Origin of the sequence: Bacillus pumilus (assembly GCF_024498355.1) — a bacterium.
Classification (GTDB): Bacteria; Bacillota; Bacilli; order Bacillales; family Bacillaceae; genus Bacillus; species Bacillus pumilus_P.
The window spans coordinates 3,386,924-3,411,633 of the sequence record NZ_CP101833.1 but is presented as its reverse complement, the minus strand read 5'-3'; the positions used below and the strand labels follow the sequence as shown (position 1 = coordinate 3,411,633).

Here is a 24,710-nt window from a genome sequence, read left to right as displayed (position 1 = left end):
CGTTTACACATGAACATCTTATTGGTTTGCGCAGCAGGTATGTCAACAAGCTTACTTGTCACAAAAATGGAGAAAAGCGCACAAGAACAAGGAAAAGACTATCGCATTTGGGCGGTATCTGGAGATGCTGCAAAAAGTCATATTGATCAAGCCGATGTGCTTTTATTAGGACCTCAGGTTCGATATTTATTACCACAAATGAAAAAGCTCGGAGAAGAAAAAGGAATTCCAGTAGACGTCATTAATACCGTGCATTATGGCGTGTGTAATGGCGCCGAGGTTCTAAAATCTGCTGAACAGCTAGTGAACGGATAGAGGGGGCGGAAGGGATGAATGGATTCAACCGATTTCTAGAAGAGAAGGTTATGCCGTTTGCAGGAAAGATTGCCGCTCAAAGACATTTACAAGCATTGCGTGACGGAATTGTTTTAACCATGCCTCTCATTATTGTCGGTTCACTGTTTCTCATTTTAGCCAACCTTCCGATCCCAGGATACAGCGATTTTATGGCAAGTATCTTTGGAGCCGAATGGGCCACGAAACTATCCTATCCTGTTAATGCAACATTTGACATTATGGCACTTGTTGCAACCTTTGGGATTGCCTACAGGCTTGCTGAAAAGTATGCCGTTGATGCACTATCATCTGGTGCGATCGCTGTCGCGGCTTTCCTTTTGGCCACGCCATATCAAGTGCCTTTCACACCTGAAGGCTCAACAGAAGCCATCCTAGTGAATGGCGGAATTCCGGTCACACTCATGGGCAGCAAAGGGTTATTCGTCGCCATGATTATTGCCATGCTTTCAACAGAAATTTACCGCTTCATTGTACAGCGGAATATTGTCATTAAAATGCCTGATGGTGTACCGCCGGCCGTCAGTAAATCGTTTATCGCACTTATTCCAGGTTTTGTGGTGATCACGCTGATCTGGGTCACGAGACTTGTGATTGAGATGACACCTTTTGAGAGTATTCATAATATCATCACCGTCTTAATTGGCACACCGCTTTCCATTCTTGGTGGAAGCTTAGGCGGGAGTATCGTCGCCGTGGGTGTGCAAATGCTCCTCTGGGCATGCGGTATTCATGGAGCAACAATTGTCGGCGGCGTCATGGGTCCGATTTGGCTCGGTGCGATGGATGAGAACCGTCTTGCGTTTCAAGCAGGAGAGGTGCTGCCAAATATCTTCACAGCGCAATTCTTTGAAATTTTCATCAATGTCGGCGGAAGCGGCGCGACACTTGCTTTGGTGCTGACGATGATCTTACGTGCCAGAAGTAAACAAATGAAACAGCTTGGCCGACTTGCCATTGGGCCAGCCATCTTTAACATCAACGAACCGATCATTTTTGGAATGCCGATTGTGATGAACCCAATGCTTCTCATTCCGTTTATCCTCACGCCAATCATGATGATCATCACCACATATATCGGAATGAGTACAGGACTTGTGGCAAAACCGGCAGGAATCGCTGTCCCATGGACAATGCCGCCAATCATTTCAGGCTATCTCGCAACAGGCGGGAAAATCTCTGGCGCTGTTATGCAGCTGATCAACCTCGCGTTGTCATTTGCGCTATACTACCCGTTCTTTAGAATGTGGGATAAGCAGAAATGGAAAGAAGAAAGTGAGCTGGAAACAAAAGCATCAACTGATGAAAATGTCGTCAGCATGTAATAGAGGGAACAAGGGGGATGCGGCCGATGGAAATGGAACAAATTGTGTTTCAACTCATCTTACACGGTGGAAATGGCAGAAGCTCTGCAATGGAGGCCATTACATGTGCAAAGCAAGGCAACTTTGATGAGGCGAAGCAAAAATTGCAGGAAGCACAGGACGCGTTAAATGAGGCGCATCACGCACAGACAGAGCTGATCCAAGGAGAAATCAGAGGAGAAAAGGCAGGCATCAGTCTCTTAATGATTCATGCACAAGATCATCTCATGAACGCCATGACCGTCAAGGAGCTTGCAGCGGAAATCATCGAGCTCCATGAAAAAATGAAGCAACTCGGAGGTGTCAATTCATGAAAGACGGAATCAAAATTGTCACAATAGGCGGTGGCTCGAGCTATACGCCTGAGCTGGTTGAAGGTTTTATCAAACGGTATCATGAATTGCCTGTAAAGGAATTATGGCTTGTGGATATTGAAGCAGGGCAGGAAAAGCTGAACATCGTGGGTGCTCTGGCAAAACGTATGGTCGAAAAAGCCGGTCTGCCGATTGAGGTACACCTGACTCTTGACCGCCGGGCAGCCCTGAAGGACGCAGACTTTGTCACGACACAATTTCGTGTAGGACTGCTGGAAGCACGGGCAAAGGATGAGAGAATACCGCTCAAATACGGCGTCATTGGGCAGGAAACAAACGGGCCAGGCGGTTTATTTAAAGGTCTTCGCACCATTCCAGTCATTCTAGAGATCGTGAAGGATATGGAGAAGCTTTGTCCAGATGCATGGCTTGTGAACTTTACAAATCCAGCAGGCATGGTCACAGAAGCTGTTTTACGGTACACGAATCTAAAAAAAGTGGTCGGTCTATGCAATGTGCCGATTGGGATCAAAATGGGGATTGCCAAGGCGTTAGATGTGGATGTTGAACGTATTGAGGTGCAGTTTGCCGGTCTCAATCACATGGTCTATGGATTAGACGTGTATTTAGACGGGGTCAGCATTATGGATCAAGTGCTCGATGAACTAGGAAATCCGAATAGCCAGTGGTCCATGAAAAACATTGAAGCGAAAAACTGGGAGCCATCTTTTGTCAAAGGCTTAGGGGTTATCCCATGTCCGTATCACCGTTATTACTATAAAACAAAAGATATGCTGGAAGAAGAGCAAAAGGCGGCCCAAGAAAAAGGAACAAGAGCAGAGGTTGTGCAGCAAGTCGAGCAAGAATTATTTGAGCTGTATAAAGATCCTGATTTATCGATTAAACCGCCGCAGCTCGAAAAAAGAGGCGGGGCGTATTACAGCGATGCCGCATGTAACTTAATCAGCTCGATCTATAATGATAAGCATGACATTCAACCCGTGAATACAGTGAACAGAGGAGCGATTGCCAGCATTCCACCGGAATCAGCGGTGGAAGTGAACTGTATCATTACGAAGGACGGACCAAAACCTATAGCGACAGGTGATCTGCCTGTGGCAGTGAGAGGGCTCGTTCAGCAAATCAAATCATTTGAGCGCATGGCAGCTGAAGCGGCTGTGACAGGAAATTACGAGACGGCTCTTGTCGCCATGACGATCAACCCGCTTGTCCCTTCTGACGAAATTGCAAAGCAAATGTTAGATGAAATGCTCGAAGCGCACCGTGAGTATTTACCGCAATTCTTCAAATCAGTCAAAGCGTAAAACAAAGTGGCCCCTTTATGGGGTCGTTTTTTATCATTGCCCCATATGGGAATTCAAGAAAGAAGTGTATGATAGAAAAAACAGCATGTATGGCTTCAAAGAAAGGACGGTTTGAATATGGTTGCAATTGGTTTAATGCTTTACGGCTTTATCGTTCAACCACTGATGAGTTATGGCACAGTGGTCTTGTTTTTGTATGGCATCATTGCTTCATTTATTGGTCTTATTCGTCATAGACAGTATGTGTGGATTTATGTTCTCCGCCTGCTCGTTTGTTTTACCATTCCAGTGACCAACCTGTTGATGTATTTCGCAACGATTGGTGGAGATGAAAGAGACTTTGATTTCCAGCCCATGCCGCTTGTTTATTATCTTGTCTTTATCCTAGAAATCATCATCGTCTTTTTACCAGAGATCTTTTTACTGATCGAAAGAAAGCGGAGCATAAAAAGGAAACAGTGGATATATGCAGGGGCGATTGTGGGGGTATCGGTCTTGTTTTGGTGCACGATTTGATGGGCGGCTGACTGGACATCTGAGTCTATTTCGCCTTTTTGTTGTGTAGCCTCTTTCGTCTAACCTTTACAAAAGTAATGGAAAGAACAAGGATAAAAATCCCGAGAACCTTAAATAGAAACCGGGTGAGGAACGGTGAATCGTCGAAACCTGTAGCTATGATCATCGATCCGATGCAAATACCTAAGAACGCTAGTAGATAAGTAAAAAACATACCATCACTCCTTATACGTATGATTACCATTATAAGGTATATTGGAGGGGTAAATAAACAAAAAAAGAACCCTTCATGACTGAAAGGTTCTTTCACATGCTTAAGCCTGCTTGACAACCGAGTCAACTTCTACTGTCCAGCCAAAGATGTCTGGCTGTGTTCCTTTTTGAATGCCAGTAATGGCTTCGTACAATTTCTTCGATACTTCGCCTGTTTGACCATTTTGAATGACATATGGCTGATCGTGATAAATTAATTCACCGACAGGAGAGATTACGGCCGCCGTCCCAGTTCCAAAGATTTCTTCAAGTTCGCCTGCTTGATGTGCTTCAATTAACTCATCAATTGAAATTTTGCGTTCTGTCACTGGAATGTCCCAATGCTTTAACAGCTCAAGTACAGAGTTACGGGTGATGCCTTCTAAAATGCTGCCGTTCAATTCAGGTGTCACGATTTCTCCATTGATTTTAAAGAAGATATTCATACTGCCGACTTCTTCAATGTACTTTTTCTCGACCCCATCAAGCCAAAGAACCTGTGAAAACCCTTTGGTTTCAGCGACTTGCTGTGCCTTCAGGCTTGATGCATAGTTTCCGGCTGTTTTGGCATTTCCTGTTCCACCCTTAACGGCACGGACAAACTCGTTTTCAACCGCAATTTTCACCGGATGGATGCCTTCTTTATAGTATGATCCCACTGGAGATAAAATAATGAGCAGCTTATACGTGCTTGACGGTGCAACGCCTAAATATGGCTCAGTGGAAATAATGAATGGACGAATATACAAGGAAGTGCCCTCTGCATCAGGTACCCAATCCTTATCAATACGAATGAGTTCATTTAAGCCCTCTAAAACCGTTTCTGTATCAATTTGCGGGATACATAGGCGGTCATTCGATCTGTTTAAGCGTTCCATGTTCTTTTCCGGACGGAATAAGAGAATTTTTTGATCCTCCGAAACATAAGCCTTTAAGCCTTCAAAAACAGATTGACCATAATGGTAGACCATAGAAGCTGGGTCCATTGGAATCGCCTGATAAGGAATAATTCTTGGATCGTACCAGCCTTTATCAATTGAATAATCCATCACAAACATGTGGTCTGTGAAGATTTTTCCGAATTCAAGTTGATCAGATTGAGGTTTTGGTTTTTTTGTTGAACTAAGTTCAACGCGGATGGGTTGTTTTGGCATCGTAAATCTCCTTGCTGTTTGATTATTTGAAAATTCTAATAATATGAAATAATTATGATTCTATTCTATACCTTCACAAAATATTAGCAATAGGTTTTCTAGAATTCAGACAAGAAAAATCTGTTAAAGCGCTTTCCTTCTCTCCCGTTAGTTTGGCTCATGTCACCCCTTTTCAAAAAAGAAATAAAAACCAAATGCATTATTAACTGATTAATCTGACAATTTAAAACGAGTGGTTCCTGTAAGATATTCTTTCAACCATACACCTTTTGACCAGTACCTTGCAAGGGGCAGCGTCATATTTTAATCCTCTTTTTTTTAACCGATAAAGGAAGAAGAGAAGTGAAAGGAGCAAACAACGAGATGAAACGAATGATACCAGGTATCTTACTGATTATATTCATAACCGTGATCAGCTTTGGCTGTCAAGCGATGACAGAGGAGGCTGGCGCCAAGCAAGGCACAACTTATTACGTGGCAACAAACGGAAACGACCAAAACCCGGGAACGCAGCAAAAACCTTTCCGCACACTGAAGAAATCGGCAAGTATGGCTAAAGCTGGGGCAACGATTTACATGAGAGGCGGTACATACAAAGAGGCCGTTATTATAGCAACCTCTACTAGTACTCACTTTGAAGTATTGAAAAAAGCTGTATTGAGCAAAAAAGCCATCTTCGTAGAAAAGCCTCTTACTTTGAAAGTGAAAGATGGTCGGGAAATATGCGGAATAATAGAAGAAAATAACATCTTCTGCCAAGTTGGATTTATGAGACGTTTTGATCCTGCCTACGCTGAAGCGAAACGTCGTATTGAAGCTGGTGATATTGGAAAGCCCATTTATTTTAGGGGGATTTCACGAGACCCAGTAGCGCCTTCAGCTGAATATATCAAAAACAGTGGAGGTATTTTTGTGGACGTATCAATACATGATTTCGACATTGCCCGTTTCCTAATGAGTTCAGAAGTAACAAATATCTTAGCGCATGGGAAAGTCATAAAGTATCCATATGTGGCTGAATACAATGATGTAGATCAGGCGCTTAGTTATATTGAATTTGAATCAGGAGCTGCAGGAGATGTTGAAGCGAGCAGAAATGCTTACTATGACTACGACATTCGAGCCCAAGTTATCGGAACAGAAGGAACCTTATTGATTGGCAACAATTTGAGTCATCACAATATAAATATTCTTACTCCATCAGGATACACTCATGACATTGTCCCAGACTTTCCAGATAGATTTACAGATGCATACTTTTTAGAATTAAAAGAGTTCTTCAAGAGTATTGAAGAAGGCAGTAAATCCAGTGTAACGGCACGAGATGGTTTAAAAGCCTTAGAAATTGCGACCGGTGGTAGAGAATCTTATAAAACAGGCAAAACAGTCATACTGGATTCAGCGAATCCGGTGAATATCTAAATTTTATTCTACTCGCCAGTTTCTTTCAGCTAGGAATGGCTTTGTAAAACCACTGAAAGGATTTACAACGTTAAGGAAATTTCAATATCAAAAAGCCTAATTTCTTAATTAATTGTGAAGAAATTAGGCTTTTTTAATTGCTCAATTAAAGCGCCTGATTGTATGAATATAGTTTTTTTGTTGAACAGTATGGCTGTACTGTGTAGCAAAAGATCACTCGTTGCAGCAATAATGCCGATATTAACATAAAAACAGAAGCTCTCCTTTTTTAAAGAAAAGCTCCTAATTGTATAGTTGATTTATTCAATAGGACTTACAAATTAATTATCACAATTCAATCTATCGCCTTTAGTATAGTTTGTTTGATAGTTAAAAATTCATCGTGAGATTCTTGGAAAGTGTTCAATATGACAACCATTGAATCCAGCAAAAGCTGTGCCTGCTCAGACGTTTTTGGCTCCATTTTTCCAGGTGATGTATTCACTTTCATTTACTTTCAAATATCCGTGATCGGTACTTATCCTATTGTCGATTCATAAAGTACCAATGATTACCTCTATTTGGACAGAAGAAAAATGTCTTGTAGCAACTTTTTCAAAACTCTATTCAGAATAGGCGAAAAATAATTTCTCCAAAATGAAAATAAACAAGCCATTAAGCTCACAATAAATTTGGCAAAATTGGTCGTAGCTTCCCTTAGGTTGCCTGAAAAAAATAAAAATGCCGTCTGAAAAACAACTTCAAACAGTATTTCTTTTTATCCCTACTTTCTCACTCCATATTGCTTCGGCACACCCAAGTGCTCACGCAAAGTATTTCCCTCATAATCAAGATGATATAAGCCTCGTTTTTGCAACACGGGCACAACTTTTTCCACAAAATCTTTTACACCTTTTTGACTTTCTGGCACAATGGAAAAACCGTCCGTTGCCCCTGCTTTAAACCATTCTTCAATGAAATCCGCCACATCGTCAGGCGTGCCAACCACTACAGGGTGATAGTTGATGACTCCGTTTGCCAATACATCTCTTGGACTTAGTCCTTGTTTGATTAGCTCTACTGCTCTTAGTGAGCGTGGGTCGCCTGGATTCGGCGTGGCTTGATATTGTAAAGATTTTGGTAGGGGTTCATTCAAATTCAAGTCATGTAAATTTACGCCAATCATCGCTGATAAATAGCGAATTTGTCCGTCAAATGCATCTTTTCCCATAAAATCCAGTAACTGATGACGGCGGGCAAGTGCTTCTTCATAAGTATCGCCCACCGTAACCATAAAACCAGAAAACATATTGATTTCATCAGGGTTTCTATCGTATTTTATCGCACTTTGTTTTAACAAATTACGGTAATGACGAGCTTCTTCAATCGTAAAAGGGTTAGCATAAACACCGCTGGCAAATTTACCTGCCATTTCCACCCCTTCAAAACTTGGACCTGCCTGAAAAATAGGCGGTTGCTCTTGCGGACTTGGTGGAATGGGAAGTGGGCCCCGGGTCTGGTAGTATTGACCATTGAAATTGGCAGGGGTTAATTGATCCATTTTGATAAATTCGCCAGTTTGTTGGTCTGTAATGTAGGCATTTTCGCCAAAACTTCCCCAAAGAGACTGCACTGCTTCTACCATTTCATCTGCCATTTCATAACGAGTGGTAGTGTCAGGCAGAGGACTAGATCCAAAATTATAAGCAACCTCACGAGTTCCTGTTGTTACCGCATTCCAACCGACACGCCCACCACTTATGAGGTCCAGCGTTTTAAGTTGGCGAGCCAAATTATACGGTAAGTTGTAAGTGGTAGAATAGGTTGCTATCAAACCGATTTTCTGGGTATGCGTGGCAACAGCAGCTAGCATCGTCATCGGTTCCATTACAAACATCGGTGATTTTCGAGCCATATTACCATTTACCCCAGCTCCCACCATCGCAGGTGTATCCGCAATAAACAGCATGTGAATTTTACCCTGTTCAGCAAGTTTGGCAAGCTCAATATAGGCATTGATGTCGGTGTAAGCCTTCGGATTACTATCATTAAATCGCCATGAATAACCCTCACCACCATAGCCTGTTACAAACATGATGGCCAGCTTGATTTTCTTGTCTGAATTATCTAAATATTCGTTCATCATTTTTCTCCTTTATTATTTTTCACTCTCTGATTGATCCATCTCACAATATCATCAACTACTACATCTCCGTTTGGTTCAAACATCAAATAATGTCCAATTCCGCTATAAAGTCTCAAACTTTTATCTTTTGAAGCCGTTTCTTGATAAAAATCAATGGCATCTTTCGGCACAACATACACATCATCACTACCGCTTACCAGTAAAACAGGTGCGATAAATTTGTCAGCATTAGCTTTGAGGTATTGCACGCTTTCTTTAATCCCATTGAAAAAGGACACAGAAAAGGTTTCTAACATCAATGGGTCGTACCAATCTCTGTCGCTTTCTTCTTCTACCATTGGCAAATTCAACATTTTATGAATGGTCTCCACGCCATTAACAAAGCTGTCAGCAGGTTCTGGGCGTGGTAAGTCATCAAGATTTAATTGATTGAAACGCACCCCAGCCCCTGCCAAAATCACACCATCAGCAGATTGCGGATATTTTGTGGTGTAAAGTGCGGTGATGTTTCCACCCATACTATGTCCCATCACAAAAATCGGAAGATTGGGATTTTCGGTTTTGGATTTTTCTACCACAAGACGTAAATCTTCTACCATTTCAAAATAACTGTTGAGATGGATTTTATCCCTACCATCTGACTTACCGTGTCCCCTTGCATCAAAACGATAGACGGCAATATCATGATTATTCATCGTTTTGGCAAAATCGGCAAAGCCGTGCGAATGCACTGCCAAACCATGCGAAATAATCAGTACTGCTTTGGGTGGATTTTGTGGATAATCTTTGGTTAGATAAAGGTTTAAACTATCATATCCTGCAACCAGTTCTGTAGTATTTCTTTCTATTGTCTGTTTGTTCATTTAATCGTCCTTTCTTATCTTAAAGCATTTACTAGAATATATTTTCACCCAATGCCACTCATTAAACGATCGATAATGATTTCAACCGAATCAATTTGATGGATTATTGAAATGCCAAGCCCCAATGAGGCGAAACCTTTTGATAAATCACCGTATAGCATGCCATTTCTCATCCCCGATGCTGGATTCGATGCTTGGTAAATCTCTTCATTTGTGGCTAAATTGCGATCCATTTCTGCCAATTTATTTGGGAGTTCCCCTGGTAGAGAACGGTAATAGGCAGGTTGCGTGCGATAAAGCAACATATCATTAGCATCTGATTTAATTAAAGCATCTTTAATATTATCAGCCATACGAGACTCTTTTGAGGCAAGAAAGGCAGTCCCGACAAACACCCCTTCCGCTCCTAGAGCCATCGCAGCTTTGGCAGTGCGTTCATCTGTAATCCCGCCAGCGGCTAATACTGGCACACGACCTTTTGCAGCATCTACCACCAAGGGCACAATAGAAAAGGTGCCAATAACATTTGCTGGAACTTGTCCCCCTTCATCAAAACCTGTGGCAACCAGAATATCCACACCACCTTTGATAGCTTCCTCTGTCACTTCAACAGTTGGTGCCCCTCGATAAATGACTTTGATATTGTTGGCCTTAAATTTTTGAGTCCATTCCTTTGAAAATGACCCTACCATCACAGCCACTTCGACCCCCTCTTCTATCATCATGTCTAGCATGGGTTGTGTATAGAGGTCAAAACCTACCACCGTAGGAATGATATTGATTCCAATAGGATTTGAGGTGATACTTCTAGCAATACGAACCTCACGGCGCATATTCTCCACCGTTTCTTCAACGGTCTTGGCAGGTTCTGATTGTCCAGCATTGATGCCAAGCACACCCAGTCCTCCAGCCTTACTAATAGCTCCTACAAACTTACCGTCTGTTAGCCAACTCATTGGTCCTTGAATAATAGGTTTTTCAATCCCTAAAATGTCTGTTACACGATTTTTCATTGCGTTTCCTCACTTTCTACTAACGTTGCTTTTGCAACCTGCATTATCGGTGAGCTACTTCATTGACGCTCCCTATTACAAATCGGTCTCTATTAGCATTTCGAGCTGCTTTTTCCTCTGGTGTATAGATATGGGTTTTGGCTTCTCCCAACGTTGGTAATGATAAATTAGATGAACCAGTACTCATTCTTGCCCAGGATAACTCTGCGGGACCTGCCAAATATTTTGCTCTTCCTCTGTTTCTCCTACAATAACACCAAAAGCTAATATACTTTTTGGCTCCTTCATATACACTGATGGTCTAAAGTCTTTTCGATATGACCGAAGGATTGAAATTGCTAAATGAGGTGCTAAATGGGCTGCGAATGCTAAACCAATTCCTTTTTCTACGGCAAACTGTAAACCGCCTTCACTAGATCCCAACATATATTTCAGGCACTTTTTACTCTGATATACTATTCATCGGGCTCCGAACTCTTTCATCTAATTCCGGTCCATATTAATGAACCCAACGCGTCATCGTTGTGTGAGCCATTGATAAGCCACGTTCTTCCATCATCTCCACTACATTACGAAAGCTTAAGTTGTACCGCAGGTACCATCTCACTGTTAGCAAAATAATGTGGGGCTGATAATGTTTTCATTTGAATAAATTTTGGTTTTCCATACCGATCACACACCTTTTGTAGAGTAGTAGTATCAGTATGTCAAGATTTAGAGATTACGCAATGGTCTTGAAGTTTTGGCACCAGAACCATAAAGTTCATTGTTCACCATTTAATAAAACTCCTTTTTAATCATTAGAAGAATAACTATTTATAAAAGAACCTTTTTTCTCTTATAGTTATCGGGTACATTACATGTAGTAAAATACCCGAAAAGATAAAAATACATCAGTGCGCTGAATACCTCTCCTCGTGGTTGACTACCCGGCGAATGAAAAATCCCAGGATCAAGCCAATCAATGCTATTATCAGCATGATCCAGAACACACTTTGTGTACCTGCCGTCGTAGCGCTTGCTATTTCGGTCAGCTTAGTCGGATCAGAGGAGCCGTGCAAGTATTTTTCCTTACCATTCGTAAGAATACTGATTGCTACCGCTATTCCAATTGCGCCTGCAACCTGCTGAAGTGAGTTTAAGACTGCTGTGCCGTGCGGGTATAATTCTGGCGGCAATTGATTTAGTCCGTTCGTTTGAGCAGGCATCCAAATCATGCATATCCCCACCATAAGCGCAGTATGCAAAGCTACTATAAAGACCACTGAAGAAGCAGGGGATAGGGTGGTAAAAAACCATAGCACGACAGCAACGAGAATGAGGCCAGGAATAACAAGCCATTTCGGTCCAAATTTATCGAATAAACGCCCCACTAATGGTCCTAAGATACCGTTCAACGCGCTGCCCGGCAAAAGCATGAGACCAGCGATGAAAACAGAAAGCCCTGCACCAGTCTGCAAAAACATCGGCAAAATGATCATGCTCGACATAACAAAGATCATACATGACAGTACTAGAAGCAGCCCGGTGACGTACATCGGATACTTGAAAACGTTCAAATTCATCATTGGATCGTGCATAAGGTTCTGTCGCAGTATGAACAATACCAACGCAACAAGCCCAACTATGATGGATGTGACTACGACCATGCTGCTCCAACCTTCCGCTCCTTCGCCTGCCTTACTGAAACCAAAGACAACTCCTCCAAAGCCGATAGTTGACAATGCGACAGACAACAGATCTATCCGGGCCTTCGTGACATCGGTGACATTTTCCAAGTACTTCAACCCTATCAACCACCCAATAATCAGGAACGGAAGTGATAACCAGAAGATGTAATGCCACGTTAAATATTCAATTAATAGACCGCTTATGGTCGGTCCGATCGCTGGTGCAAACATGATAACAAGTCCGACAAATCCCATTGCCACACCCCGCTTTTGAGGCGGATATATCACAAGTACTGTATTGAATAAGAGTGGAAGCAACAAGGCCATGCCTGCTGCCTGTAATACTCGGGCGAACATTAACATTTCAAAGTTAAGTGCGAGCGCCCCAATTAATGTACCAACGATAAAGCTGATGAGTGAACCCATGAACATCTGCCTTGTCGTAAACATCTGCAGCAGCAAACCGCTTATTGGCATTATAATGCCTAGAGTTAACAGGTACCCAGTTGTTAACCACTGTGCAGTTGCGGCCGAAATTTGGAACTCTTCCATTAAATTAGTGATTGCAATATTTAGGGCAGTTTCGCTGAACATGCCAACGAAACCGCAGATAAGCAGCGATGCCATTATGGCACGCGTATTGTATTGATTATTCATTTTTTTATCTCCTTATAAATTAATTTAATTAATAATAGTTTATTTTTTAGCGAATCCTTGTTTGTTTAAATACTCAAGCATAAAGGGCAATTTACTTCTTTCAAGGTGATCCTCAATATGATCTTTCCATCCCTTTACTTTCTTCACTGTGAAAGGCGCATTAACAGGACGATTTTGGTAATATTCACGCATCTGTTGGTCATAAGTTGCTAATTTTTCTTCATCCAACGGTTGATACTGATTTTCGAACATGACCATCGATTGAGGCAAACGTGGTTTTAGTCCAGGTTTTTCTCCAGAAGGATACCCTATGCATAGCCCTACTAAAGGAACCACATGCTTTGGTAAATTTAATACCTCGGTTAATTCAGTAATATTCGCTCTTACTCCACCGATATAGACACCACCGAGTCCCAGTGATTCTGCTGCAGTTAGAGCATTTTGAGCCATTAGCCCAGCGTCGAATGTACCTATTAAAAGGTATTCAATATAATTAAGGTCTACCTTTGGTGCAATTTCATGATTTCTGTTAAAATCTGCACAAAAAATCCAAAACTCTGCTGCTTCTTCAATATAAGGTTGATTTACAGAAAGTTGCATCACTTTTTTTCGTAGCTCTGGATCTGTAATTCTAATGATAGAAACCACTTGTAGTAGACTGAATGATGAAGTTTGATTAGCTGCCTTAAAGATCGCATTTCGTTGTGCCTCTGTAAGTGGTTGATTTGTAAAAGAACGAATTGATGTATGGTTTTGAAGCAAATCAAGGGTGGTATTCATTTTAAGCCTCTCCTCTATTAGTTATTGTTATCTTTCAGCCTTCCGTATTGATAAGGTACTCCCATATTCTCGCGCAATGTTTTTCCTTCATATTCTCTGTGGAACAACCGAGAAGCCTTCACATGCACCGGCCAAAAACCATTCTTCCAAGAAATCAGCATCTTGTACGGGGGTACCTGCAACTACTTAGTGCTAACATAGGATCCATAGGGAACATAGGAATCTGAGGTCCTAAGTCGCCGGTTAATGCTGGAGTATCGGCGATAAAGATCATTTGAAATTTTCCTTTTCAGCTAATTTAGCCCGCTCCACATAATTATCCGTATTTGTGTAGGCTGCTGGGTCGGTCCCAGGCATCCTCCAAGCGCTGAATTCAGCTCCGTATCCAGAAACCATTTGTAGTGCTAATTGCATCTCTTTTCTATTCCCCATGTATCTCTTCTCTTTTATTTCTCCAAGTAACTAAAATTTAGCTTACTAACTAACTGCTGGAGGTTAATCTTCTGATAGTTCTTCTTTTTATTTCTAGTATCTCGAATACTATTAGTATCCTCAGGCTCTAAATTAGTTGTAAAGAAGGGTTCAATGCGCCTTTAGAAATCCATTTGATAAACGATATTATAACTATTTAATACATTTAGGTTGAAGTTATTTATTTAGTATACTAAATATTTGAACAGAGAAAACTTAGAGCAAGTTTCTCTCCATACGCTTCATAAGATCCCTCAATAATAAACGTTCTTCCGGTAAGATTGAATGGAGTAGTTTTTCTCGCTGTTGTTTCCATATGAACTCAACCGGTTCTTCTAATTCTTTGCCTTTTTGCGTTAGATAAATTCGCATAACCCTTGCATCTTGTTTGTCACGTTGACGGTAAATAAAACCGTTTTGCTCCAATGATTTAACCATATTTGTGACCGTAGGCGGTTCACATTTTAAATGTTCACATAGTTGCATTTGTGTTAACCCATCATCTGACCACAGACGATAGAGTAAATTATCTTGGCCTACATAAAGATTAAGTTCTCTTAGACTTTTACTATAATCTCGACGCATTTGAAATGAAATTTTATCTAGCGACTGACGAATATCGCAATCAACCTTATCATTCATAGATATTCCTCCACCACTAAAATGTATTTAGTAAGCTAACTATATCACGGTTTAAATCTAGTTGTCAATTTATTGAACGTACCTCCTCACAATCGTTAAATTTAGATTACAGTTTTTTTTTTGATTGCTGTACAGTATTTGGTCTGCTACGTAATTAGAGAACTCTACAATCGGGGCCTTATATGGAATAAAGAGTGACTAATTATTCACTTCTGACAGCTTTCTATATAATGAAGCCCTAGATATTTTCGTTTTTCCATTCTGGTACAGCTGTACCCTCTTTTTTTGTAACTTATAGGGAACATTACTACTATACATAAAACCTGATTTAAGCATAAAGTTTGTAAAGTAATTATGCGTTAAGGCACACTTTTACGAAAAAATCATTATAAAGTAAGCACAAGTAATTGAAGGAAGTTACCCCTAATTTTGTAGAAAACAAAGAGTAGAACAATCTTATCCGGTTAATAGCATTGTTCTGTTTTATTATAGGATCTGTAAGGGAAAATAATATTTTTTGATAGTTTGACCATTTTTTACAGTTGGATTAAAGTGTGGATATATAATGAACATTAGAAGGTGAAGAGATTGGAAGATATTTTAATTATTGCTCCGTATCCAGAGCTTGCAAAAGATGCAATGCAGCTTCGTGAAAAAACAGATATTCCGTTCTCGCTACTAATATCAGGTGATCCTGAAAATCCCTGGCAGCAGCAAATTAAACCGGCAACGAGAGTGATTATTTCAAGGGGAGGCATGGCCAAATCTCTTCGAAAAATGCAAGAGTTACCGGTAATTGATGTACCGGTTACCCCGGCAGATATTTTGAAATCGATTAGTGCTGTTGCCCGTAGCGGTTACAAAAAAATTGCTATCATTACTCCAGCAAATATTTTGTCTAAACCAAGCCGCGTGATGGAACTGTCCGATCAACTGCAGTTAATATTCGTTACAGATGCAGACGGAAGCATTGAAGATGTTGTGAAAAGATTAATTGAAGATGAAAAAGTCGAAGCCATTATCGGAGATAGAGTTTCTGCGCAAATTGCGCTTCAGCATCACGTTCATAGCCATTTGCTGAAGTCTAGTGAAGAGTCAGTGCTCACAGCATTGGAGACGGCCATGAATGTTCTTCGGGCTCAGACAAGTGAACGAACGAAAACAAAGGAAATGCAGTCAATTCTGGATGTCATCCATGAGGCGGTACTTACAATTGATTCGGACGGTATTATTAAAGTATATAATGACGCAGCTAAAAGGATATTCGGGTTTCCACAGGATATCGCCGGTCGAAAATATTGGGACTGTTTTACAGATCCCGTTTTGCTGAACGTCATCCAGGAGAAAAAAGAAGAGCGTGAAATGCTTCATACGTTAGCAAATGGGAAAAAGATCGTCATTCATCATATTCCTATTTATATTGATTCTATTTTCCAAGGATCAGTAGGAATATACCAGGAAATAAGTAAAATTCAAAACATGGAGTTGAATATACGAAAGCGGCTGAATGATCGAGGGTTGACGGCAAAAAATACGTTTGATGACTTTGTCACCACTAATACTGAAATGAACCAGGTGGTCACCGAAGCTAGATCATATGCTCAGTCTGAAGCGACGATATTACTCTATGGAGAAACAGGAACGGGAAAAGAATTATTTGCACAAAGCATCCATAATGCAAGCAAAAGAAACAAAGGACCGTTTGTTTCGGTTAATTGTGCTGCGCTAAGCGAGAATTTATTGGAAAGCGAATTGTTTGGGTATGTGGAAGGGGCGTTTACCGGTGCGATTAAAGGCGGCAGGCCTGGCCTGTTTGAATTAGCACATGGCGGTTCGCTGTTTTTAGATGAAATCGGGGAAATTTCTCTCCCTTTTCAAGCGAAATTGCTGCGTGTGCTACAGGAAAAAGAAGTAAGAAGAATTGGAGGAGACCGTATTATTCCGATTGATGTTCGCGTAATATGTGCAACGAACAAGCCGTTATTTGATTTAACGAAGGAAGGGTCGTTTCGAGAAGATTTATATTACCGACTTAGCGTGTTGGAGCTGAGTTTAATCCCGCTTCGTGATCGAAAAGAAGATATCATTCCTTTAGCCATTTCATTTTTAAAAGCAGAAATGCAGCAAGAAAATCAAGTGTTGGTTTGGGGAAATACAGACGTATTCCTTCCTTTACTTGATCATCAGTGGCTCGGGAACGCAAGAGAACTTCAAAATGCGATTCATCGTTTAGTTATTTGTACGCCGGAAGGAACGATTACACAGGATCTTGTTTCGCAAATTATTCAATCGATAAAAAAGAAGCAAAAAACAGTACAAAAACTCGAAGTAGAGATTTCAACAGATTTCAGAAAAATGGAGACGGACATTTGGAGAAAGTTGTTAAATGAATATGATGGAAACAAAGAGCGCTTATGCGAGGTATACAATATCAGTAAAACCACTCTATGGAGGAAATTACAAATCGATAATAACGAACAAATAGTAGAGTAAAAAGAGAAGGCAATTAGCCAGGCTGTCGAGAAAATCTCGACAGCTTTATTTTTTCCCTTAAACTTTCCATCTCCTCATTTTATAATAGAGAAAAGCATACTAAAGGAAGGTGTTTTTCTCATGTTCCACACTAGAAATTCTTATCAGCACGAAGCCGAATTTGTATTGCTAGATCAACTGGTCGAAGAGGATCACCTGCTTCGTAAAATTGATCAGTACATTGATTTTACATTTATCGTAGATAAAGTAAAACCGTATTATAGCGAGAATAAAGGTCGCCTTTCTCTTGATCCACTTATTTTGTTCAAAATGATGTTTATCGGATACCTGTACGGTATCCGTTCTGAAAGACAACTTGAAAAAGAAATTTACTATAACATGGCGTATAGATGGTTTTTAGGTTTGAACATCAATGACCCCGTTCCTCATCACTCGACCATTAGCTGGAATCGTCGTACTCGATTCAAAGATACAACGATTTTTCAAGATATTTTTGATGAAATTGTGCTTCAAGCCATCAATCATGATATGGTAGGAGGCCGCGTTCTTTTTACTGATTCAACTCATCTTAAAGCCAATGCCAATAAACATAAATATACGAGAAAAACGATTGAACAAGATACCCAGAACTATATAAATGAATTAGAAGAAGCGATCCAAGAAGAGCGGGTGGCACACGGAAAAAAGCCCTTAAAGGTAAAAGAGGAGGTGAAAACAAAAAAAGACATTCGTCAAAGTATGACTGACCCTGAAAGTGGCTATCTTTATCGTGAAAATAAACCGGAAGGCTTTTTCTACCTAGACCACCGTACAACGGATATGAAGTACAATATCATCACGGATGCCCATGTCACCCCCGGCAATATCCATGATTCTATTCCGTATCTTGATCGATTGGATCACCAAATCGCCCGATTTGGTTTTCAAGTAGAAGCTGTTGCCCTTGATTCTGGTTATTTGACAACCTCAATCTGTAAAGGTTTATCGGATCGCCATATTTTTGGTGTCATCGCACATAGACGCTTTCATCCAACAAGAGGATTATTTGAGAAGTGGAAATTTCAGTATGATTCTGAATCTGATCACTACATCTGCCCAAATGGCGAGAAGCTATTATATACGACAACTGATCGAAAAGGTTATAGGTTCTACAAATCAGACCCTAAAAAATGCGTATCGTGTCCTTTCCTTGAGAGCTGTACAAGATCGAAAAATCATCAGAAAGTGATCTCAAGACATGTATGGGAGGAACACAAAGAAAAGATCAGACAAAATCGTCTGTCTGCCTCTGGAAAAGAGCTATATAAAAAAAGAAAAGAAAAAATAGAGCGAAGCTTTGCAGATTCAAAACAACTGCACGGGCTTCGCTACTGCCGGTTGAGGGGAAAACAAAATGTGAGTGAGCAAGTGCTTCTCACAGCTGCGTGTCAGAACATGAAGAAGATTGCCACACACCTAGCGAAGCTAGGCTAGGTGTGTGGGAGGCCTTTTTCATTAAATCTCATCCATCATAATTACGATGAAAATAAAAAAGATTGTAGAAAAACATGAGTTTCTCTACAATCTGAGAAGGCAATTAGCCTTCTTTTTTTGTTTCAAAAATGAAATGAACGTTTCGAATATGAAAAAGTATAAATTGCATTAAAGCCCCATAATTTTCTTTCTTATAAAGATGTTCATTCTAGGCAAACCGCTGTAAACAAAGGAATTTTTGTATTTTTCGTAAGAGAATTTTAGGTATTAGCAATGTTGGCACGAAAAATGCATCTTACGATAATGAAAGACAAAAAACATAAAGGTGGAGAAAAAGCATGAGTGAAGTTTCAATTGACCAAATTCGCAGCACAGTGAGAAAAATTTCCGTTGACCAAATTCGTGACACAGTAGCAACACTTTGCTGGGAGGCTTGTTACAAACTGCCAGATGATATTGTAGAAGGATTTCATAGAGCGAGAGAATCGGAGCAGTCGCCGTTAGGAAAATCCATTATTGATCAGCTTATTGAGAACGCTTCATTAGCCGCAAAAGAAGATCGTCCGTACTGCCATGATACAGGACTAACGGTTGTTTTCGCTGAAGTCGGGCAGGACGTGTACATTCACGGAGGAAATTTTGAAGAGGCGATCCACGAAGGGATTCGCAAAGGCTACAAAGAAGGCTATTTGCGCAACTCTATTGTTGGAGATCCGTTACTCCGGAAAAATACAAACGATAACACGCCGGGTGTGATACACACCAAACTCGTTGCTGGAAACCAAATTAAATTAACGGTTTTGCCAAAAGGTGGCGGAAGTGAGAATATGAGCGCCATGAAATTTCTGCTTCCGGGAGAGGGAGTTGAAGGAGTGAAGAAGTTTGTGCTGGACACTATTATAGCAGCAGGTGGAAGAGCATGCCCGCCGATTGTGGTTGGTGTTGGGATCGGTGGAAGCTTTGACAAAGTAACAGAAATCGCTAAGAAGGCGGTTCTGCGTGATATTGGCCAGTACCATCCCGAACCACATATTGCACAGCTAGAAAAAGAATTGCTTGAAGAAATTAACAAGACGGGTATTGGTCCGCAGGGGCTGGGCGGAACAAATACATCCTTATGGGTGTCTGCTGAAACATACGGATGTCATATCACAGCTCTACCAGTTGCGGTAAATATTCAATGTCACGCAGCGCGAAAAAAATCCTGCTTCATTTAAATTCAGAAAAGAAGGTGCTAAATAATGGCTAAAGTGTATATAGAAACACCACTTACTAGTAAAGATGTTTTAAGTTTACATGCAGGGGATGAAGTCTTTTTAAATGGAGTTATTTATGTAGCGAGGGACGCTGCGCATAAGCGGTTTTTGGAGCGGTTTGAAAACAATGAACAACTGCCGATCAATTTACGTAACCAAATCATCTTTTATGCTGGACCAACACCACCTAAGCCTGGACAGGTTATTGGCTCTATTGCCCCTACAACAGCTTCACGTATGGATCCCTATACGCCAGCTATGTTTGAGTATGGGGTTAAGGGTGTGATTGGAAAAGGGCCTCGCAGTCAATCTGTAAAAGACGCATGTAAAAATGAGAAAGCCATTTGCTTTTCTGCCATTGGCGGGTTATCTGCCCTTCTAAGCGATAAGGTACAAGCTGCGGAGGTAGTCGCCTATGAAGACTTGGGTCCGGAGGCAATCCGTGAACTTGTTGTTAAGGATTTCCCTGTTTTAGTTGTTTATGATGCACACGGAAAAGACCTTTATGAACAGGAGATCGCTAAGTATCGAACGTTAGTGCGATAATATAGCAATTGAGGGCTATCTACGATTTACCTTTTCTTGAGCTGGGAGTTTCTCGGGATGTTTCTTCTAACCAAGAGAAGATGACCGAGTTAACTCCTTTGTTCCAAAGGCACTGAAAAGATTGTAAGTTGGATTTGTCATAGTAGCTTGATTTTTGTCTATAACCCAAATAACACTGAAAACATTTTATGTGGCAACACACGATCTTCTGTAACCTTATATGTTTAGTTGTTAAGGCCCCTTACAAGATTTCTATTTTAATTCATGGGGAAAAAAAGTCTTTAGATGAAAACTTAATCCTAACCGACATTCAATTCGTCCTTACCACTAAGCTAAGCCCTTTATAGGCTTGAAGAGGGAGACTTCATTCAAAAATGTATTAAAGAATAAAACAAACGGGAGGGTAACATTAATGAAAAAACTGGGACTTCCTATCCAAATCTTATTAGGATTAATATCTGGTATCAATGTTGGTTTGGTATTTTACCAACATCCTAGTGTCGAGACCTACCTAAAACCAGTAGGCGACATATTTATGCATTTAATTAAAATGGTTGTAGTTCCTATCGTTTTTTCAAGTATTGTAGTTGGCATCGCTGGATTAGGCAGTGCCAAAAAGCTTGGGAAATTAGGGTTTAGAACCATTCTATATTTCGAAATAGCTACTACTGTAGCAATTGTAATCGGAATCCTTTTCGCAAACGTATTCAAGCCTGGTGCAGGGGTTGATATGAATGCGCTTTCGCAAGGGGATATATCCAATTACATGGCGACTGAACAGGAGATGGAAAAAGAGAGCCATTTAGAGTTTATTACTAATATTGTTCCAACGAATATAGTTGACTCGATGGCCAAAGGGGACCTTTTAGCCGTTATTTTCTTCGCTGTTCTTTTAGGTCTGAGTGTTGCTGCTATGGGAGAAAAAGGCGAGCCCCTGCTGAATTTCTTTAAAACTTTATCAGGCGCTATGTTTCATATGGTTTCATTTGTCCTTAAAGTCGCACCATTTGGAGTTTTTGGACTGATTGGTGTAACAATTTTCAAGTTTGGTGCAGTCTCTCTGGTTCCATTAGGCAAATTAATCGTTACCGCTTATGCAGCGTACTTGGTTTTCTTTATTGTTTGCTTTGGAATAGTAGCCAAATTATTTAAAATCAATTTTATCGAATTTATTAAACTTTTAAAGGATGAATTGCTTCTTGTGTTCTCTACGTCGAGTTCGGAATCTGCTTTGCCTCAAGTGATGAGTAAGCTAGAGAAATACGGGTGCCCTAAACCTATCGTTTCATTTGTTGTTCCAATTGGATATTCTTTCAATACAGATGGATCTTGTATATATTTGGCTCTTAGCTCCCTTTTTATTGCCCAGCTTTACGGAATTGACATGTCGCTAAGTGCACAAATCACATTAGTATTAATTCTTGCAGTCACTTCAAAAGGAATTTCCGGAGTAGCTGGCGGAGCATTAGTCGTACTCCTCTCTTCTTTAGCAGCTGCAGGTCTGCCACTTGAAGGTTTAGCTTTTATCGCGGGAATTGACTTTCTCTTAAATATGGGCCGAGCTACTCTTAACGTATTTGGAAACGCTTTAGCAACAGTGGTTATTACGAAATGGGAAGGCCAATTTGATACAGAAAAGAATAAAGAATACATCGCTCACAGGAGTACTGCAGTTTAAAAAAGAGAAGGCTGCTTCATAAGTTTTGATTATAAATAAATCTGAATTTTGCGTTATATGAGTTCTATATATCTTACTGGTAAAAGGGGTTTGTTCATCATGCAGGTGCTACAAAAAACACAAAAAATAGTTCGCTATCAGAACCATCACGGAGAAATACACTACGGTATTGTTGAGGGTGAGATGATATTACAACTGTCGAGTAATTTTTCTGAACTTGTCAACAAGAAAATAAAATATGATGGGATAAAGGTGAAATATAGTGATGTGAAAATTTTGGAGCCTGTAGCACCCTCAAAAGTGATTAATTTCGGCTGGACATATGCTGAGCATGCAAAGGAGACTGGGGGAAAGGCTTATCTCAAAGAACCATTTTTATTTCTAAAGCCAACATCTTCTTTGATTCCAAATAAAGGGGAAATTATTCTTCCTTCCAGTGATTTAACCAAGCAGGTCGAAATGGAGGGAGAAGTGGCACTCGTTATTGGAAAACGCGGAAAAAATATAAAAGTAGAAGAGGCTCTCGATTACGTTTTTGGCTGTACTATCTTTAATGATGTAACGGCAAGAGACCTAACAAAAAAGGACCCCCAGTTCACACGCGGCAAAGGTTTTGATACTTTTGGTCCATTGGGGCCTTGGATTGTAACAGGCATAGATCCAACCAATTTACGAATCGTTACAACTTTAAATGGTAAAGTGGTTCAGGATGGCAATACAAATCAAATGTCCCTTTCTATTCCTTACCTTATCAGTTGGATTTCACAGGTTATGACTCTGGAACCAGGGGATATTTTAGCCACTGGTTCCCCTTCAGGAAGTTGTCCAATGCAGTCAGGCGACATAGTTTCTGTTGAAGTAGAGGCTATCGGAAAACTATGTAATTATGTAAAATAAAATATATTATTTATCTGTTAATATTTAAGTACGAATAAGTTTGCTTTTTAAAAAATGGACTACTGAGAATTCATCAGCTGCATAGAGGTAAGAAAAGCGTTAGCATCAAAACTGCTAATGCTTTTCTTATGGAACTTTACGGAAAACGTTGACTTTCCATTATTGTCAAAAAAAGCTATTGATCCATTGTTAGTCAAGAGAATCACTTTCAGAATATATACTTTTACTAGGAATAATGACAAAATGGAACTGATTTTTGGTCGGAACATGTTAAGGAAATGGGGGATCTTTCATGAAACCTAAGGTAATTGTTTATAAAAGTCGATAAAAAAGTGTTGGATTTTCTTAGAGATACATTAAATGTAACTTATTTTTAAAAAAATAGATTCACAAACATATCCTGTATTTCTTGAAGAACTGAAAGACGCCCAAGGCATTTTAGGATCTCGGCTTAAAGTTGATCAAGAATTGTTAGGACAAGCACCTAACCTAAAAATTGTGTGTAATACATCTGTTGGTTATGACAATCTTGATTTATCTGCATTGGCAGAACATGGAGTAATTGCTACCAATACTCCGGATATTTTGAATGATACAGTAGCAGATACTATTTTTGGATTAATTCTATCTACAGCAAGAAGAATTCCTGAGTTAGATCAATGGGTAAAAACAGGACAATGGAAATCTACCCTCGAAGAAAAATGGTTTGGAGTCGATGTTCATCACAAAGTATTAGGAATCATTGGCATGGGTAGAGTGGGGACAGCGATAGCAAAAAGAGCATACTCTGGGTTTGATATGCAAATTTTATATCACAACCGTTCTCGGAATGAAGAAGCGGAACTGAAATACAATGCAACCTATTGTACATTGGATGATCTCTTAAAACAGTCTGATTTTGTTTGTTTAATGACGCCTTTAACTCCCCAGACTGAAAAGTTGATCGGGCAAAGGGAATTCGAGTTGATGAAAGAGACAGCTATTTTTATTAATGGGTCAAGAGGAAAAACAGTGGATGAGCAGGCTTTAATCCAGGCACTGAAAACAAGAGAAATTCTCGGCGCGGGGCTTGATGTTTTTGTACAAGAACCGATGGATAAGGACCATCCTCTGCTCACAATGAACAATGTTGTGACACTGCCCCATATTGGCTTTGCCACCTATGAAACTCGGTTTAATATGGACATGATGGGAGCCGTTAACTTAGTAGCTGGACTCCAGGGTGAAGTACCACCAAATTTAATAAAAGTTAAGTGAATAATATTATAGGAAACTTAGAAAACAACCTTTGCTCAGGCGAAGGTGTTTTCTTTTTTGTGTGTGATTAAAGCGCCGTTAAGGTGCGATAGTCTGTTGTTTAAATTCTCCGTTGCGGTCACGCGGGATCGTCAACTGGAGATCTCCATATTCAGTGTGCAGCCTACAGGAATAGATTGTATTCAGCA

22 protein-coding genes and 2 pseudogenes are annotated in these 24,710 nt (G+C 40.3%); 13 read left to right on the top strand and 11 right to left on the bottom strand.

Translation table 11 applies throughout. The features are described from left to right. Positions 1 to 9 precede the first annotated feature (9 nt). From NPA43_RS17445 to NPA43_RS17425, 5 genes are all read left to right on the top strand, one after another. Positions 10 to 315, top strand: coding sequence for a PTS sugar transporter subunit IIB (locus NPA43_RS17445; protein WP_008355465.1), 306 nt, complete (start codon positions 10 to 12; stop codon positions 313 to 315). 14 nt (positions 316 to 329) lie between these two features. Beyond that, positions 330 to 1,679 carry a PTS cellobiose transporter subunit IIC gene (gene celB / locus NPA43_RS17440; protein WP_099727159.1) on the top strand — a complete coding sequence of 450 codons (1,350 nt, stop codon included), beginning with the start codon at positions 330 to 332 and terminating at the stop codon, positions 1,677 to 1,679. 26 nt (positions 1,680 to 1,705) lie between these two features. After that, positions 1,706 to 2,032 carry a PTS lactose/cellobiose transporter subunit IIA gene (locus NPA43_RS17435; RefSeq protein WP_230031591.1) on the top strand — a complete coding sequence of 109 codons (327 nt, stop codon included), beginning with the start codon at positions 1,706 to 1,708 and terminating at the stop codon, positions 2,030 to 2,032. Then, positions 2,029 to 3,357, top strand: a complete 1,329-nt coding sequence (locus tag NPA43_RS17430) for a 6-phospho-beta-glucosidase (protein ID WP_256499133.1) — start codon at positions 2,029 to 2,031, stop codon at positions 3,355 to 3,357. The genes NPA43_RS17435 and NPA43_RS17430 overlap by 4 nt, the downstream gene beginning before the upstream one ends. 117 nt (positions 3,358 to 3,474) lie before the next feature. Further along, complete coding sequence (locus NPA43_RS17425) at positions 3,475 to 3,873, top strand: hypothetical protein (protein ID WP_034660737.1); 399 nt, start codon at positions 3,475 to 3,477, stop codon at positions 3,871 to 3,873. A 314-nt stretch (positions 3,874 to 4,187) separates the two neighbouring features. Here NPA43_RS17425 and NPA43_RS17420 read toward each other — a convergent pair whose 3' ends face one another. Beyond that, positions 4,188 to 5,279, bottom strand: a complete 1,092-nt coding sequence (locus NPA43_RS17420) for a branched-chain amino acid aminotransferase (RefSeq protein ID WP_099728049.1) — start codon at positions 5,277 to 5,279, stop codon at positions 4,188 to 4,190. 363 nt (positions 5,280 to 5,642) lie between these two features. Here NPA43_RS17420 and NPA43_RS17415 point away from each other — a divergent pair, with 363 nt between their 5' ends. Then, a complete protein-coding gene (locus NPA43_RS17415; RefSeq protein WP_256499132.1) occupies positions 5,643 to 6,701 on the top strand; it encodes a Gfo/Idh/MocA family oxidoreductase in 1,059 nt (352 codons plus the stop codon). 763 nt (positions 6,702 to 7,464) lie between these two features. On the opposite strand, the gene NPA43_RS17410 is transcribed toward NPA43_RS17415, so the two are convergent. The 9 genes and pseudogenes from NPA43_RS17410 to NPA43_RS17370 all read right to left on the bottom strand — a co-directional run bounded on the left by NPA43_RS17410 (position 7,465) and on the right by NPA43_RS17370 (position 14,922). Further along, positions 7,465 to 8,826 carry an NtaA/DmoA family FMN-dependent monooxygenase gene (locus tag NPA43_RS17410; RefSeq protein ID WP_256499131.1) on the bottom strand — a complete coding sequence of 454 codons (1,362 nt, stop codon included), beginning with the start codon at positions 8,824 to 8,826 and terminating at the stop codon, positions 7,465 to 7,467. Further along, the gene (locus tag NPA43_RS17405; RefSeq protein WP_256499130.1) at positions 8,823 to 9,689 is read right to left on the bottom strand and encodes an alpha/beta hydrolase; all 867 of its coding nucleotides are present in this window, start codon (positions 9,687 to 9,689) and stop codon (positions 8,823 to 8,825) included. The genes NPA43_RS17410 and NPA43_RS17405 overlap by 4 nt, the downstream gene beginning before the upstream one ends. 44 nt (positions 9,690 to 9,733) lie before the next feature. Further along, positions 9,734 to 10,702: an NAD(P)H-dependent flavin oxidoreductase gene (locus NPA43_RS17400; RefSeq protein ID WP_256499129.1), complete on the bottom strand. Its 969-nt coding sequence runs from the start codon at positions 10,700 to 10,702 to the stop codon at positions 9,734 to 9,736. A gap of 183 nt (positions 10,703 to 10,885) precedes the next feature. Beyond that, positions 10,886 to 11,128: an LLM class oxidoreductase gene (locus tag NPA43_RS17395; RefSeq protein WP_256499128.1), complete on the bottom strand. Its 243-nt coding sequence runs from the start codon at positions 11,126 to 11,128 to the stop codon at positions 10,886 to 10,888. Positions 11,129 to 11,204: 76 nt separating this feature from the next. Continuing rightward, positions 11,205 to 11,324, bottom strand: a pseudogene (locus NPA43_RS17390) (IS6 family transposase); the annotation flags it as partial. A gap of 271 nt (positions 11,325 to 11,595) precedes the next feature. Beyond that, a complete protein-coding gene (locus NPA43_RS17385) occupies positions 11,596 to 13,029 on the bottom strand; it encodes a DHA2 family efflux MFS transporter permease subunit (RefSeq protein WP_256499127.1) in 1,434 nt (477 codons plus the stop codon). A 39-nt stretch (positions 13,030 to 13,068) separates the two neighbouring features. Beyond that, positions 13,069 to 13,809, bottom strand: a complete 741-nt coding sequence (gene nfsA, locus NPA43_RS17380) for an oxygen-insensitive NADPH nitroreductase (RefSeq protein WP_256499126.1) — start codon at positions 13,807 to 13,809, stop codon at positions 13,069 to 13,071. A gap of 270 nt (positions 13,810 to 14,079) precedes the next feature. Further along, entirely contained in the window at positions 14,080 to 14,241 is a 162-nt protein-coding gene (locus tag NPA43_RS17375) for a hypothetical protein (RefSeq protein WP_256499125.1), read from the bottom strand. 255 nt (positions 14,242 to 14,496) lie between these two features. Then, positions 14,497 to 14,922 (bottom strand): MarR family winged helix-turn-helix transcriptional regulator, encoded by a 426-nt coding sequence (locus NPA43_RS17370; RefSeq protein WP_256499124.1) that lies wholly within the window; start codon positions 14,920 to 14,922, stop codon positions 14,497 to 14,499. 588 nt (positions 14,923 to 15,510) lie between these two features. Between NPA43_RS17370 and NPA43_RS17365 the strand changes: the two genes are divergently transcribed. The 7 genes from NPA43_RS17365 (at position 15,511) to NPA43_RS17335 (ending at position 24,522) form a co-directional block, all read left to right on the top strand. Then, complete coding sequence (locus NPA43_RS17365; protein WP_256499123.1) at positions 15,511 to 17,415, top strand: sigma 54-interacting transcriptional regulator; 1,905 nt, start codon at positions 15,511 to 15,513, stop codon at positions 17,413 to 17,415. A gap of 120 nt (positions 17,416 to 17,535) precedes the next feature. Further along, positions 17,536 to 18,888: an IS1182 family transposase gene (locus tag NPA43_RS17360; protein WP_256499122.1), complete on the top strand. Its 1,353-nt coding sequence runs from the start codon at positions 17,536 to 17,538 to the stop codon at positions 18,886 to 18,888. 338 nt (positions 18,889 to 19,226) lie between these two features. Beyond that, positions 19,227 to 20,105 (top strand): fumarate hydratase, encoded by an 879-nt coding sequence (locus NPA43_RS17355; RefSeq protein WP_282069100.1) that lies wholly within the window; start codon positions 19,227 to 19,229, stop codon positions 20,103 to 20,105. A 24-nt stretch (positions 20,106 to 20,129) separates the two neighbouring features. Then, a complete protein-coding gene (locus NPA43_RS17350; protein WP_256499121.1) occupies positions 20,130 to 20,690 on the top strand; it encodes a FumA C-terminus/TtdB family hydratase beta subunit in 561 nt (186 codons plus the stop codon). A 412-nt stretch (positions 20,691 to 21,102) separates the two neighbouring features. After that, positions 21,103 to 22,368, top strand: a complete 1,266-nt coding sequence (locus NPA43_RS17345) for a cation:dicarboxylate symporter family transporter (protein ID WP_256499120.1) — start codon at positions 21,103 to 21,105, stop codon at positions 22,366 to 22,368. Positions 22,369 to 22,467: 99 nt separating this feature from the next. Continuing rightward, positions 22,468 to 23,265 (top strand): fumarylacetoacetate hydrolase family protein, encoded by a 798-nt coding sequence (locus NPA43_RS17340; protein ID WP_256499119.1) that lies wholly within the window; start codon positions 22,468 to 22,470, stop codon positions 23,263 to 23,265. Positions 23,266 to 23,634: 369 nt separating this feature from the next. Then, positions 23,635 to 24,522 (top strand): 2-hydroxyacid dehydrogenase, encoded by an 888-nt coding sequence (locus NPA43_RS17335; protein WP_371930245.1) that lies wholly within the window; start codon positions 23,635 to 23,637, stop codon positions 24,520 to 24,522. An 81-nt stretch (positions 24,523 to 24,603) separates the two neighbouring features. Here the strand turns inward: NPA43_RS17335 and NPA43_RS19355 are convergent. Further along, positions 24,604 to 24,705 (bottom strand): annotated as a pseudogene (locus tag NPA43_RS19355) (transposase); the annotation flags it as partial. Between the last annotated feature and the right edge of the window lie 5 nt (positions 24,706 to 24,710).